This is a genomic window from Candidatus Electronema sp. JC (assembly GCF_048287365.2).
GTDB lineage: Bacteria > Desulfobacterota > Desulfobulbia > Desulfobulbales > Desulfobulbaceae > Electronema.
Genome location: NZ_JBLWEM020000031.1, coordinates 49062 through 62295, shown reverse-complemented (window position 1 = coordinate 62295; position 13234 = coordinate 49062). Strand labels below are relative to the sequence as shown.

Genomic DNA, 13234 nt, shown 5'->3' with positions numbered 1-13234 from the left:
GATCGGCTTGAGCCAGCCCCAGCGTTCGCCGCCCTCCACGCGCAGGTCAAAGGAGCGGGTGAAGCCCTGAATCAGCGGCTCGCCGAACTTGTTGCCGTAGTCGGACGCGCCGTTGCTGGCCTCGATCTCGATGGTCAGGGCCGAGGCAAGGTTGGACGGGCAAGGATGGTGCTGCTCCCAGGGCAGCTCGTAGCCGGGAATGTGCAGGCTGCCCACGCAGTAGCCCGCCGTGCCTGCCATGACAAAGCCGCCCTTGCCCGTGCCTTGCACGTCGCGGATGCGCCCGCCGGTGCCGGTCTCTGCGCCGGGAAAGGGAGCAACACCGGTGGGGAAGTTGTGCGTCTCAGCGGTCAGCAGGGGATGAAAGCGCACATCCACCGCCCGCAGCGGCGAGGGTTGGCCCGGCTGCTCCGGCTGCAAGGTCGTAATATCATGCCCGGCAACTACGCTGGAGTTGTCGCCAAAGGCCACCAGCGAGCCTTTCGGGTTCGCCTTCAGCGTCGCCTTGACCACATCGAAGAGCGTGCCGTCCTGCTCCACGCCGTCCACCACCTGCCGCCCCCGGAAGTAGCCGTGCCGCGAGTGCTCGGAGTTGGCGTTGTTGAGATCCATAATCTCGACGATGGTCGGGTTGCGCTGGTGCTTGCCGACAAAGTAGTCGTAGTAGAACTGGCGGTCGCGCTCGTCCATCGAGATGCCGGGCAGGTTGAGCAGCGCGTCCGGCCCCTTGCCGAGCAGGTCAACCTCGTACACCGGCTCTGGCTTGATGCCGGTCTCAAAGCTGGTCAGCGGGTACGAGTAGTGGCACTCGGTCATCCGGTCGTGGTGTGCAGCGATGAAGGCGGCCATGTCCTCGCCTTCCGGCACGACATACACGCGGGAACGCTCGGCGCGGGTGACGCAATCCAAGCCGGTGGCCCGGCAGATGGAGACGAGGTTGGATGACCAGGCAGTGGCGAAGTTCAGGCGCGGGCCGACCTCGACCACACGCCCGCCAGTCAGCACCGGCTCAAGCGAGACCGTCTCGGCAATGAAGCCATCCGCAAGGAGCAGGCGCAGGCGGCGCAGCTCCTCGGCAGTCAGCGGGCGTGTGGATTCAATGTTGAAGCAGTAAGCGCGGGTCGCGTCAAGGCGGCGGTGCAGGCGGGTGATGGGCATGATCAGCAATTCTTCTGTGATATTGAAAAGGCAAGTGGTTGAGAAATGGAAACGATACCTGCCCGGAAAAATGTTGTCAACCGATTCCGGCCAAGATGAAGTTGGGCAGAGTGCAGTTGCCTGAGACTGAAACGACGTGGAAAAGAATCAGACTGACGAACGCGAAGTGTTCATCAGACATTGCCGCAAGGATGCGGTGTTGGCAGCGCGTCTGGATCAGGGAATTAAGGTGCCGCCGGGCATGGTTGGCGCCGTGCAGCCGGATTAAAAAAATTGCGCAGCAGGTGCGGCGGCTGCATTGAGCCATTTGGCCAGGCAGGCGAAAAGCTTCTTTTCGTCCAGCGGTTTGCCGAGATGGTCATTCATGCCTGCGGCCCGGCTTTTCTCCATGTCGCCTTCCATGACGTTCGCGGTCATGGCGATGACCGGAAGCTGCTGAAGCTGCGGCATGTTACGAATCTCCCGGCAGGCGGCATAACCGTCCATGACCGGCATCTGAATGTCCATCAGCACCGCGTCAACTGTTTCAGAGCGGAGGAAGTCCAAGGCCTCCTGCCCGTTTTCCGCATGGAAGACCGTCAGCTTTTTCCGTTTGAGCACTATGGCCGCCAGCTCGCGGTTGAAGGCGTTGTCTTCCACCAGCAGCAGCCGTTTTCCTTCCAGCCTTGCAAGCAGCTTTTCCGCCGCTTCGGCTACTTGTTCCGACTCATGCAAGGCCAGCCGCTCCGCGCTTCCCGGCGCGAAGGGCACTGTGAACTGAAAACAGGAACCGCGCCCCGGCTCGCTGTCCGCCGTGATCTCGCCGCCCATCAAACTGACGATCTGCTGGCTGATCACCAGGCCCAGACCGCTGCCGCCGTACTGCCGCGTCGTGCTGCTGTCCGCCTGCACAAAGGCGTGAAAGATGCGCCCCATCTGCTCCGGGCTGATGCCGATGCCGGTGTCGGTGACTGAAAAACGCAGAAGGCGCAGCCCGTCAGCCTGCTGCCCGGCCAGCTCCGCCCGGATGTCCACCCGGCCCTGACAGGTGAATTTGACCGCGTTGCCGCCAAGGTTGAGCAGCACCTGCCCCAGCCGCAGCGGATCGCCGCGCAGCGCTTCCGGCACGTCAGGCGCGCTCTCGACATGCAGCAGCAGGCCCTTTTCCTCGGCCTTGATCTGAAGCAGGGCGGTCATGCGCTCCAGCACGTCCTGGAGCCGGAAGTCTGTCTCCTCCAGAGTGATCTTGCCGGATTCAATCTTGGAGAAATCGAGAATGTCGTTGATGATGCCGAGCAGCGATTCTGAAGCGGCCTGCACTTTGGAGATCAGATTGCGCTGCTCCGGGTCGAGCTGCGTTTCAAGCGCCAGCTTGGACATGCCGACGATCGCATTCATCGGTGTCCGTATCTCGTGGCTCATGTTGGCCAAGAAAATGGATTTGGCGGCAGTCGCCGCCTCAGCCGCCTCTTTGGCCTTGCGCAGCTCCTGCGCCTTGCGCTCCTCCTCCTTGATCCGCTTCTGGTCCGTCACCTCAAGCCGGACCTCCAGCTTTGCCGGAACGCCGTCCTGCGTGACAATGGGGGCGGCGACCACTTCAAAGACTTTGTCATGCCAGCGCAGCTCATGATGCACCGTCTCTTTCTGGTCAATGACCTGCTCAAGCCCGCACAGGGCGCACGGCGCGTCTTTGCCGTGAGCTGCCTTGAAGCACAAGGAGCCGGCTTTATATCCGAACCATTTCTCAGTCGTTCTGTTGGCGTAATGCACACGGAAGGCTTTGTCAACGACATGCAGGCCGACTCCGACCCTGTCCATCGTCTCCAGAATGGCCAGCTGCTGCTCTTCGCTTTGCAGCAGCTTCCGCAGCGTTTCCTGAATGACTCTGGCCATCAGGCAGATCATGGCGTTGCCGGCGAGCCAGATCGCCAGGAAGGCGGCCAGCAGCTTCTCCGCGTTCTTCCGGTGCTGAAGAAAATATTTCTCCGTCGGCATGACGATGCTGATCCCGCCTTTCACTTTGCCCGGCATGTTGATCTCATGATGACAGGAAAAGCATCTCGGCTCTGTCTCAATCGGCCGCATGAACCGCAGCACAGGGTTTCCGTCATCCTGCGCATGTTCCACGTATTCCTGCGCGCCGCGCTCAAAGGAGAGCAGCGCCTTGATTTCCCAGCCGTTCGGCGCGTTGTCCGGCCCTTTCGGATCAAAACCGGTGATCCGCCCCTGAATGGCGGTCAGCTCCTTGCCCAGCTCGGCGACCTGCCTGAACATGTAGCCTGGATTCAGCAAAGTGTAAGGCCGCCCGGAAATCATGACATCCCGCTGCCGCACATCAAGGTGCGGATTGGGCGGCGTGTCTTCTGTCACCGGCGCATAGACCCCGCCATGCGAGAGATTCCACATGCGGTAGAGCATGTCTTTCTGCCAGAACATTCTGGCATTGCTTTCCGCCAGCGTCAGCGCCGCTTCTTTCAGATGCCGCGTGTTCCACAGAAACAGGGCCGCAAGCAGAAGCGTCCAGCAGCACGCCAATGCCAGCAGCATTCTTTTGAAACGGCGTTCCGCTGTTTTTTTTCGCATGGCGTTCTCAATTCGCGGCTTATGCAAGAAATCTGATTCATCCGGAGCGGATGCTCACCTTACCAGCCTTCCGGTAAAAATCAAGCAAAAACTGCGCACTCCAGCATCCTCATGCGTTTCATCAGCCACAGCCTGCCGACGCTGTGCCTTATGGAGGGTCAGCCCGGCGGCAGCGAGGCCGCGAGGCGCTCCATGCGTGGACTCCTGCGCAGCAGAACAGCCATGTCAGAAAGGATAAAGGCAGGCAGATAGAGCAGGCCGAGATAAAGGAAGTAGTAGTAGCGCCAGTTGAAGATGCGGAGATAGACCAAGGGCAGTGCCCCGGCAAGCAGGACTGCGCTCAGGACGGCGCTGTTCGGCAGCCAGTAGAAGAGGAGCGGCAACAGCGGCAGCAGGGCCAGCAGCCAGACAGGGTTCCAGGAGAGCCAGACCCACGGTGGCTGATAGCTCTTTTCATACACTCGTAGGCCAGCCTTATGCAAGTTCGGGAAAGGAGGGCTGGCTTGCTGGTAGGGGTGGACATCCCACCAGCAAGAGAGGCGGAGGAACCACCAGGCTTCCCGGTCTTGGAAATAGTGGTGGAACTTGTCCCACTGCTGGCCGGTCTGATTGATGTTCAGCACGGTCATGTACTGACGGCGAAGCTGCTGCGCGTCGTCGGCAATGCCTTGGATCGAGAGGCGGCGACTGTACTTGCGCAGCTCTTGACTGAGAAAGCTGAAGCCGCCGGTCTTGCCTGCAAGGTGTAGCCCGGCAAGGCCGCTGCCCGCGATCAGCAGCAGCGCGGTGAAAACAAGCAGGGCTTTCCGTAGCGGCACTAATCGCAGCAGCAGAAGCAGCACGGGCAAGACGGCGAGATAGACCAAGCCATTGTGGCGGATCAAGCCCAGAGCCAAGCCCAGTAGGAGCAGGGCGCAGGCCCGCTGCTTGGTCCATTGCAGCGGTCGTTCTGCCCGCATCCGCACCAGTATGCAGGCCCAGAAGACAACCAGCAAGGCAAAGGGAATGTCCTTCCACAGCACTGTGTTATATACGCCGAGCGAGACCGAGCTGAACACGAGGAGCAGCCAGAGCAGCACGAGGGGAAGCGGCGCGCCCTGACGGAAGATCCAGAAGCCGAACCACGCGGGCAGCAAGCTGCTCAGAAGCACCTGTGCCAGCGGCACCACAGCCGGGTTGCTCCAGATGTGGCGCAGGTATTTGTAGAGGATGACATTGAGGAAGGGATGGTCGTTGAGATAGACATCCGGCAGCAGAGCCGCCCGCCATATCTTCATCGAATCCACGGAGATTACGCCGGGCCAGAACGCGGCAAGCCAGGTGCCGAATACCGTCAGGCCCGTGGCGAGCATCAGCCAGAACCAATAGCGCTGCTCGGCTAAGAGGCCGCCATGCAGCGTCCTGGCGAAGCGGAGCAGGGCAGTGAGCAGCCAGGCGGACAGCAAGGCGAAGCAGAGCTGCTGGGCAAACTGAAGTGGACGGAAGTAAACCCGCATCTTGTCCAACACATTGTGCAAGCGGACTTGGCCTAAGGCCTGTGGCTGGCCTTGTAGCAGGTCAGCGGCGCGGTTCCTGCCGCGCAGCTCCGCAGCCAGCAGCCATACTGACCGGCTGGCCCGGCTGTTGAGCAGCTCCAGCTCGCGCACCGGATAACGGGGCAGGTCGACCTCCACAGCAAAGGCACCGTTAGGCCGCAACAGCCAGTGGTCAAGCTGCTTGGACTTGGCCGCCTCGTTGGCCATGTACAGGTTGTGCTCTGTCCTCTTGCCGTTGATCTCGACGAAAGCTATGCCGGAGCTGGTGTCAGTGCGAAAGCGGAAGCCGAGCTGCGACAGCGCGTTGATGCGGAAGGTAAGCTGCTGCGACTTGTTGAAGCGCAACACCCCGTTGGAGAGCAGCGGCTTGGCTCCAGCTAGGGCGTTGAGATCGAGGGCTTTGCCGTCCACGATCACTGCCTCGCAGACCACGTCCTTGCTCTGCGAGGCAGGATAGCGACGGCCTGTCGCACCGATGACCACCCGGAGTAGGCCGTCCTCTTGCCCGCTGGTGGCGTTCAGGTGAAAAACCCGCTGCTCATAGGGATTGTACCCTGCACCGCTGTCCCAGCGCACGGTAATGATTGCGCCGTCAGCAGCGTGGCCGCGCAGGGTCAGCTTGGCTGGTTCCTGCCAGCCAGCACCGAAGACGAAATAAAGGAGGAAAGCTGTGAAAAAGAGAAGAGGCTGTCGGAGAGTCAAAACAGATAGTATGGCGCAGGCTCAATACGTCCCGCTGAAGTAGTCGGCCAGAATCTGGGCGTGGTCAAAGGCCAGCGGCGGCAGAGTGTCCTGGCGGAAGATGCCTGCCTGCGCCGCGTCATCCAAACCGCGTGGCTCGCCCTCGGCCTTGGCAATGAAGACGGTGGAAGCAGTATGCAGCCGAGTGTCGCGATCAGGGCGGGAGTAGGTGTGAAATTGGCGGATCAGCGTCACATCGAGACCGGTTTCCTCCTTGGCCTCGCGCACAGCTGCCTGCTCGAAGCTCTCGCCGTAATCAACGAAGCCGCCAGGCAAGGCCCAGCCATGCGGCAGGTTCCGGCGCTCAATCAGGACTATGCCCTGTTCCAGCTCGATGATAATATCAACGGTCGGCACAGGATTGCGGTGAGCGGGCATCTCGTGACCGCAGCTGCTGCATCGCATGTCAAACTCCTTTCTGAAGGCAGAGAGAACGGATTTCCTGCCATGAGCTAACTGCGGGCAGATGACGGCAATCCCTATTCCACGGCTGGCGGAAAACCAAGGGTTGAATGCCTGCCGCGTGCAGCTGCTGGCAGGTTTCAGCCCGGTCGTCAACAAAGCTGTCCAGCCCGTGGGCCAGTATATGACGAGGCTTGTCGTCGTGGTCGCCCATCGCCAGCACCCGGACAGAGCCAGTGACGGCAGGCGGCAGGTGCTCTGCGAACCAGTCGAGCACCGGCTTCAGCAGCGGGCGGGCGGTGATCACCGTCACGCCGCCTTGCTCGGCCAGCTCGGTGAGCACCTCCAGCGCGCCGGGCATGGGCTTCAGGCCCACGCCGATGGAATCGCGGAGGATTTGAGTGAAGATTTCCGCCACCAGCTCGGCAGGGATGTCAAGACAATGCTCAACTTCAAAGCGGGTGATATGCTCCAGCCGGAAGCCGCAGAGGCCGTAGTCCTTGCAAGCGATACGGAGAAAAGCCTCTGCGGTGTCAGCGATGACCCCGTCAAAATCAAAGCCAAGCCGGGCCGGATTGATCATCGGCGGGCTGGACGGACGGCTATTTGCTGATGATCTTGGCATCCTCGATGATTGCCTCGTAGCGGTAGCCCGCGCCGAAGTCTTTGTCCTTGCTGAGAACACCTTCAATCACGACCACCGTATCCTTGTCCGCCTTCTCCGAGGTGGTGACAACCAGATCATGCGTGTTCTTTGTCGGATCGCCGCTGCCGTCTTGAAGATGAATCCAGTTCTTGCCCATAATCTGCGGGGTGAACTTGACCACCTTGCCGCGCACCCGCACGGTCTTGCCGTTGAGCTGCTCCCTCTCGCTGAAGCACTGCTCCACAGTGCGGCCAGTCTCGCCCTCAGCCTTCTCCACTTTCAGCTCGTCTTTGGCCGGAACCACCGCCTTAGTCGAGCCGCCGGACATGGCTGCCAAGGTCGCGTCATCCACCGGCGCGTCGGGCTGGGCGGCCAGCCTCGGCGTGCCGCCTTCAATAGCGGAAGCGGCAGCTTCGTCAACCAAGCCGGACGAAAAGACGATGCTGTCGAATTGCTTGCCCAGCGCTTTGGACTCGAAGCCCTTCATCACCATGCCCGGCTGCGCGACGACTGTCTGGCCGACCGCAACATTGCTTTCCGGGATGGCCGTCCATATTTTTTCTTGGCCGTCCTCAATCAGCAGATAGGTGTAGCCAGCCCCGGACAGCACTTCCAGCACCTTGCCTTTGACCGCTTTTTGGACTGGAGCGGCAGTTTCAGCGGCCTGTTTGGTCTCATCCGCAGCGGCGGCAGGGCCGACGGCGAGCAGCAGGGCCAGCAGCGCGGCGGCAGGAAGGAATCTGGTGTTCATTGGCATGTCTCCTTGCAAGAGTTGTGAGTGGGGATGGGAAGGCGCGGCGGCCTTGCGGCCCTTGTTTTCACGCGCTTTGTAGTTATAGAAAATTGTCCCGCCTCTGTCAACAGAACCCGGAAGGAATCGCCCGCCGCCCTTTCTTCCGGCTTGTTTTTTCCAGTGAATTTTGTATAACACCACATCGTGTCCCCGCAACCCTTGACCGGATTTTTCCCATGCCGCGCGTTTTCCTGTTCTCCGCCGCCCTTCTTGCCGCTGTCTTTTTCGGCCCGCCGCCCGCAGCGGCGCAGATGGACATGATGATGGGCAGATACGATCCATTTTCCCTGCTGCGGGTCATGGTCTGGGTGGACAGCGTCAACACCTTGCAGAATCCCAGCAGCGGCGGCATCGGCCTGCATCTCTTCGCCAAGGACATGTTCGCCAACCAGTATCTGGTTCATGTCTGCCCGCAGTGGTACGCCGACAACCATCCCGACCAGTTCGCCTTCAAGCCGGGTGATCAGCTTGTCGTTTCCGGCGCGCGCTTTGCCACCGGCCTGACCGAGAACAACATCCTTGCCGCGACAGTCACCAACTGCTCGCGCAATTTCCTTGAGCTGCGCCTCCGGGACATGGCCACCGGCGCGCCGCTCTGGCACAATCAGCCGGACAATCTGCTGGAGCGGATTCAGGCCATGCAGAAATTGCTTTTCTCGGAACGGTCGCAGAAAATACAGCAGCAGATGGAGCGTGAGTTCTCCGGCGGCGGGCCGCTGCTCTCCCGGCAGGAGCCGCCCCGCCCCTGATGTTTTTCGACATTTTCCGATAACATGGTGATGCAAAACAACAAGTTTATTTCCTTGCGCAATCCGGCGGCGGCATTGTTTCTGGCCGCTGTCCTGCTGACCGGCGGCTGTTCTCAGAAAGAAAAGGAGCAGCAGCAGCCCCGGCCTGCCGCAACGCCGCAGCCGCCAGCTGCTCCAGCCCTCAGCCCGGCGCTGGACGGCACAGTTTGGCTGCTGGAAAGCCTGCGCGGCCAAGCGGCGCAGACTGACAAACCTGTCACGCTGTATTTTGAAAACGGCCAAGCAAAAGGAACAGCGGGCTGCAACAGCTATTTCGGCCCTTATGTCGAGGAGCAAGCGGGGCAGATCCACCTGAAGCAGGTCATGCTGACGAAGCGGTTTTGTCAGCCGCCGGAACTGATGGAGCAGGAGCGGCGGTTTGCGGAAGCCTTGAAGGCCGCCGCCTCGTTCACTCTGACCGGCGGCAGGCTGACGCTGCAAGACCGCGCAGGCCGCGCGGCGGCGGTGTTCAAGGCGCAGAGCCAAGAGCTGCGGGGAACGATGTGGCAGGCGGTCAGCTGCAGCGACGGTCTCGGCGGCATGAAAGATGTGGTACGCCAAGGCAGAATGCTGACCGCCGCCTTCAGCGCGGACGGCCTGATGAGCGGCTCCGGCGGCTGCAACAGCTATCAGGCCCGCTGCGACGCGCCGTCGGCCAGCCGCAGCTTCAGCTTTGAAATGATCACAATGGAGACCAGACAATGTCCTTCTGAACTGGTCATGGAACAGGAAGGCCAGTTCATGGCCGCATTCTACACTGCGCTTTCCTTCCGGGTTGAAGGCCGCACACTGACTCTGTTCGACATTGACGGCAATCCGGCAGTGATTTTCAGCAAACTTTGAAGCAGCAGGCGGCTTCTGAAAGAGCGCGTCAGATTTTCGGCATTCAATCCTTCCGCTTTTTTTGATATTCCCGCACCGCCCGGTTGTGCTCCTCCAGCGTGCGGGAGAACTGATGGCTGCCGTCGTTTCTGGAGACAAAATAAAAATACGGGGCCTCAGCCGGGCGCAAGGCCGCTTTCAAAGCCGCTTTGCCGGGATTGCAGATCGGCCCCGGCGGCAGGCCGCTGATCACATAAGTGTTGTAGGGGGTCGCCGCCCGCAGATCAGCTTTGGTCAGATTGCCGTTGAAATCCTTGATGCCGTAAATGGTGGTCGGGTCGGATTGCAGGCGCATCCCTGTCCGCAGCCGGTTGAAAAAGACTCCGGCGATGCGGTCGCGCTCCCCGGCACTGCCGGTCTCCTTTTCGACAATCGAGGCCAATGTGACGAGCTGGTGGCGGCTCAGGCCCCGGTCGTCCCCTGCGTCCAGCTCCTGCCAGACCGCCAGAAAACGCCGCGTCATCGCACTGATGATGCCGCGCTCGTCAATCTCGCCGCGCACCAAGCTGTAGGTCTCCGGAAAAAGGTAGCCTTCAAGCGAGTCCGCCTCCACACCGAGGCTGCGGATGAAGTCGCGGTCTTGGCAGAGCTGGAGGAAGACAGCGGCATCCGCCCAGCCTTCTTTGGCGAAAATTTCCGCAATCTGAGCCATTGTCAGCCCTTCCGGCACTGTCACCCGGTGTTGCACCGGCTTGGCGTTGTGGAGGAAGCGGATCAGCTCCAGCGGGTTCAGGCCGAGCGGCAGGCTGAATTCTCCGGCCCGCAGCGTGGGCGGGTCTTGTTTCTCAATCTCCCGCAGCAGGCGCAGCAGGACGAGAAAACGGATGTCATCTTTGATCAGCCCCTTTTCGCCGAGCAGCGTTTTGATCTGCCGACTGCCCGCGCCTTTCGGGATGTCAACAATCACCTCGCCGCTGCCGGGGCTGGGCGTGAGAACATAGTGCGCGAGCCAGCCTGCGGCGGCAAGGCTGATGAGCAGAAGCAGGGCCAAAAAAATGCGGCAGAAGGTGCGCATCAATCACCACCGCTTATGAAAATTGACATGCGCCTTGCCGTCCGCCCGGTGCGCAGAAAGAGTGTCGCGTCCATGGCCGCCTCCGTGAAAAAAGTCATGCTGCCTTGGCGCAGCGTTTGAAAAAATACCATCAGAATGACCGGGGCAACAAGAAATTTCTGCTGCCGGAGGATGGACGGCGGCACAGAGGCGCGGCTGGAGAGCGGGCGGAAAAAATCTGAAGATTGCTATTGTCAGCCCGGTTCATTATATTGACCGGCAGACAGAAATGCCGCCGCCGCCCCCGGCGGGGCGGTCAGAGGCAGCGCGAAACAACAACACCATATCATCATGAACAAGTACAGCATCGAAAAGGTGTACAATCAATACTCGGCTGTGTACGACAAGATATTCGGCTTGGTTTTTGAGAACGGACGCAACGAGGCTTTGAAGATGATTTCGCTCAACGGCAGCGAGAAAATTTTGGAAGTCGGAGTCGGCACCGGCATCAGTCTGACCAAGTATCCACGGACAGTGGACATCGTCGGCATTGATTTGTCCAAAGAAATGCTGGAAAAGGCCAAAGAGCGGGTGAACCGCTATGCGCTGACCAATGTCCAGCTGAAGATTGAGAATGCTGAAGAAATGTCCTTTCAGCAGAACCACTTTGACAAAGTGATCATCATGTACGTCTTGTCTGTCACGCCGAACCCGGAGGCTCTGCTGGAGAAAGCCTTCAGCGTCTGCAAAGACGGCGGCGAATTGATCATTGTCAACCACTTCAGCAAGCGCAAGGCATTGCGGAAATTCGCTGACTATGATTTTCTGCAGCGGGTTGAGCGCAAGCTCGGCTTCCGGGTGTATTTCCCGATTGAGAAATACATTCAGCACATCAACAGAATGGGCTATGCTGACGTTGAGGTCAAAACAGTCAACTACGGCCTGTCGAGAATCATCAGGATCAAAAAGGAAAAAAAGCCGCTTCACGCGGCCTGAATGACCTGCACCTGCGGCAGGAGGCCCGCCTTCCTGCCGCTGCCGGACGTGGTCACAGCCCGGCCTGCGCCAGCTCCTTGATCAGCCGCTCCTGCTCGCCGGTGAGCTGCTTCGGCACCTGCGCCAGCATTTTTACGTACAGGTCGCCGCGCTCGCCGATCGGCCCGGACGGCAGGCCCTGCCCCTTGATCCGCAGTTTGGCCTCAGGCTGCACCCCGGCAGGCGCCTTGATTTTGAAGACCTTGCCGTCCAAGGTGGTGATCTCCACCGTCGCGCCGAGGCAGGCTTCACTGAAGGCGATTTTTTTCTCCATGATCAGGTTGTCACCGTCGCGGATGAACTGCTCGTGCGGCAGCACCGTCACTTTCAGATAGAGATCGCCGGGCGGGCCGCCGTTCGACGAGGACGCGCCTTTGCCGCTCAGGCGCAGCCGTTTGCCGCTCTCAATGCCCTTGGGCACCTTGACCGAGACGTTTTCCGCCGCGCCGCCGCGCCGCAGGCTGACAGTCTTTTCCGCGCCGTGCAGCACCTCTTCCAAGGTGACAGACAGCTCATAGGTCTGATCCTCGCCCTTGGCCGCCTGCTGCGTCCGGCAGCCGCCCCCGCCGCAGCCTCCTCCGGCCTGGCTGAAGAAATCAAAGGGGCTGCCGCCTCCTTCCCCGCCAAAACGGAAACTTGTCCGTCCGCCTCCTCCTCCGCCGAAGCCGAACTGGCCGAGGATGTCGTTGAGGTCGAAATTGCGGAAAATATCCTCCTGCGAGTAGCGCTGCTGGAAGCCAGCCGCACCGTACATGTCATATTCCTTTCGCTTTTTCTCATCCGAGAGCACGGCGTAGGCTTCGCTGATTTCCTTGAATTTAGCCTCGGCCTCCTTATCGCCCGGATTTTTGTCCGGGTGATATTTCACCGCCAGCTTGCGGTAGGCTTTTTTGATCACATCAGCCGACGCTGTTTTGTCAACGCCTAATATCTTATAGTATTCCATGGCAATTCTTGGATATGTTCTGTTCAGTCAGTTTCGCGCCCTTCCGGCAGAAAATACTATAAGAACAGTTCGGCATTTGTCCATGCCCGGCATGAAAAGAGCAAGGGCGGCGGGACGCTGCCGTCCGCCGCCCTGAAATCAAGCCACTGCCGCTGCCTGAGCGAAGCCGAAGGCGGCGGCGGTTTCGGCTCCGCTCAACCGCCTTGGCTTCGCTTGATGCTCACCATTAAAACGGCACGTCGCTGCCGGTGGTGCCCCCGGAATAGGATTCATAACCGCCAGGAGGCCCTCCGGCAGCCGGGCCGGGATCGCCGCCGTAGCTTCCGCCTTCGCCGCCTTTGGGTGTCAGAAACTGCACGTCTCTGGCAACCACTTCAGTGGTCCAGCGGTCATGACCGTCCTTGTCCTGCCATTTCCGAGTCTGGAGCTTGCCCTCAATATAGACCTTGGAGCCTTTATGCAAGTATTCATTGCAGGTTTCCGCCAACCGCCGCCAAGCGACAACCCTGTGCCACTCGGTCTGCTCCTTCATCTGGCCGTCCTGGCCCTTCCACCGTTCAGACGTGGCGACATTGAAGGTTGCCACCGCTGTGCCGTCCTGAACGTATTTCAGCTCAGGGTCTCCTCCGAGATTGCCGATTAAAATCACTTTATTGATCATTTCTTCCTCCGCTGTGCTGTTTTTAAATCAGGCTGTTCTTTCGGCCTCATCATAATCCCGAACGCTGAAAAAAGCAGCAGGCAATTTTCGG

The 13234-nt window shown here is 60.1% G+C and carries 12 protein-coding genes and 1 pseudogene; 4 read left to right on the top strand and 9 right to left on the bottom strand.

Annotation, left to right across the window (positions count from 1 at the left end; translation table 11 throughout):
* Nucleotides 1–1158 (bottom strand): annotated as a pseudogene (locus tag ACNKH3_RS05205) (phosphoribosylformylglycinamidine synthase); the annotation flags it as partial.
* Nucleotides 1159–1294: 136 nt separating this feature from the next.
* Here ACNKH3_RS05205 and ACNKH3_RS05200 point away from each other — a divergent pair.
* Nucleotides 1295–1426 (top strand): hypothetical protein, encoded by a 132-nt coding sequence (locus tag ACNKH3_RS05200; RefSeq protein WP_417917031.1) that lies wholly within the window; start codon nucleotides 1295–1297, stop codon nucleotides 1424–1426.
* Here ACNKH3_RS05200 and ACNKH3_RS05195 read toward each other — a convergent pair.
* From ACNKH3_RS05195 to ACNKH3_RS05175, 5 genes are all read right to left on the bottom strand, one after another.
* Nucleotides 1423–3720, bottom strand: coding sequence for an ATP-binding protein (locus ACNKH3_RS05195; protein WP_420208480.1), 2298 nt, complete (start codon nucleotides 3718–3720; stop codon nucleotides 1423–1425). The two genes, ACNKH3_RS05200 and ACNKH3_RS05195, sit on opposite strands and share 4 nt — an antisense overlap.
* A 158-nt stretch (nucleotides 3721–3878) precedes the next feature.
* Nucleotides 3879–5957 (bottom strand): hypothetical protein, encoded by a 2079-nt coding sequence (locus ACNKH3_RS05190; protein WP_420208479.1) that lies wholly within the window; start codon nucleotides 5955–5957, stop codon nucleotides 3879–3881.
* A gap of 21 nt (nucleotides 5958–5978) precedes the next feature.
* Nucleotides 5979–6401 carry an NUDIX domain-containing protein gene (locus ACNKH3_RS05185; RefSeq protein WP_417917124.1) on the bottom strand — a complete coding sequence of 141 codons (423 nt, stop codon included), beginning with the start codon at nucleotides 6399–6401 and terminating at the stop codon, nucleotides 5979–5981.
* A 1-nt stretch (nucleotide 6402) separates the two neighbouring features.
* Entirely contained in the window at nucleotides 6403–7023 is a 621-nt protein-coding gene (locus ACNKH3_RS05180) for a 5' nucleotidase, NT5C type (RefSeq protein ID WP_417917123.1), read from the bottom strand.
* On the bottom strand, nucleotides 7001–7795 hold the full coding sequence (locus ACNKH3_RS05175; RefSeq protein ID WP_417917122.1) for a DNA-binding protein: 795 nt from the start codon (nucleotides 7793–7795) through the stop codon (nucleotides 7001–7003). Before ACNKH3_RS05175 ends, ACNKH3_RS05180 begins: the two co-directional genes overlap by 23 nt.
* 218 nt (nucleotides 7796–8013) lie before the next feature.
* On the opposite strand from ACNKH3_RS05175, the gene ACNKH3_RS05170 reads away from it, so the two are divergent.
* Nucleotides 8014–8586 (top strand): hypothetical protein, encoded by a 573-nt coding sequence (locus ACNKH3_RS05170; protein ID WP_420208478.1) that lies wholly within the window; start codon nucleotides 8014–8016, stop codon nucleotides 8584–8586.
* Nucleotides 8587–8610: 24 nt separating this feature from the next.
* Nucleotides 8611–9468, top strand: a complete 858-nt coding sequence (locus ACNKH3_RS05165; protein ID WP_420208477.1) for an META domain-containing protein — start codon at nucleotides 8611–8613, stop codon at nucleotides 9466–9468.
* 43 nt (nucleotides 9469–9511) lie between these two features.
* Here the strand turns inward: ACNKH3_RS05165 and mltG are convergent, their stop codons facing one another.
* Entirely contained in the window at nucleotides 9512–10522 is a 1011-nt protein-coding gene (gene mltG / locus ACNKH3_RS05160) for an endolytic transglycosylase MltG (RefSeq protein WP_420208476.1), read from the bottom strand.
* A gap of 330 nt (nucleotides 10523–10852) precedes the next feature.
* On the opposite strand from mltG, the gene ACNKH3_RS05155 reads away from it, so the two are divergent.
* Complete coding sequence (locus tag ACNKH3_RS05155) at nucleotides 10853–11497, top strand: class I SAM-dependent methyltransferase (protein WP_420208475.1); 645 nt, start codon at nucleotides 10853–10855, stop codon at nucleotides 11495–11497.
* A gap of 52 nt (nucleotides 11498–11549) precedes the next feature.
* Here ACNKH3_RS05155 and ACNKH3_RS05150 read toward each other — a convergent pair whose 3' ends face one another.
* Nucleotides 11550–12482 (bottom strand): DnaJ C-terminal domain-containing protein, encoded by a 933-nt coding sequence (locus ACNKH3_RS05150; RefSeq protein WP_420208474.1) that lies wholly within the window; start codon nucleotides 12480–12482, stop codon nucleotides 11550–11552.
* A 226-nt stretch (nucleotides 12483–12708) separates the two neighbouring features.
* Nucleotides 12709–13143 (bottom strand): single-stranded DNA-binding protein, encoded by a 435-nt coding sequence (locus ACNKH3_RS05145; RefSeq protein ID WP_420208473.1) that lies wholly within the window; start codon nucleotides 13141–13143, stop codon nucleotides 12709–12711.
* Nucleotides 13144–13234: the final 91 nt, after the last annotated feature.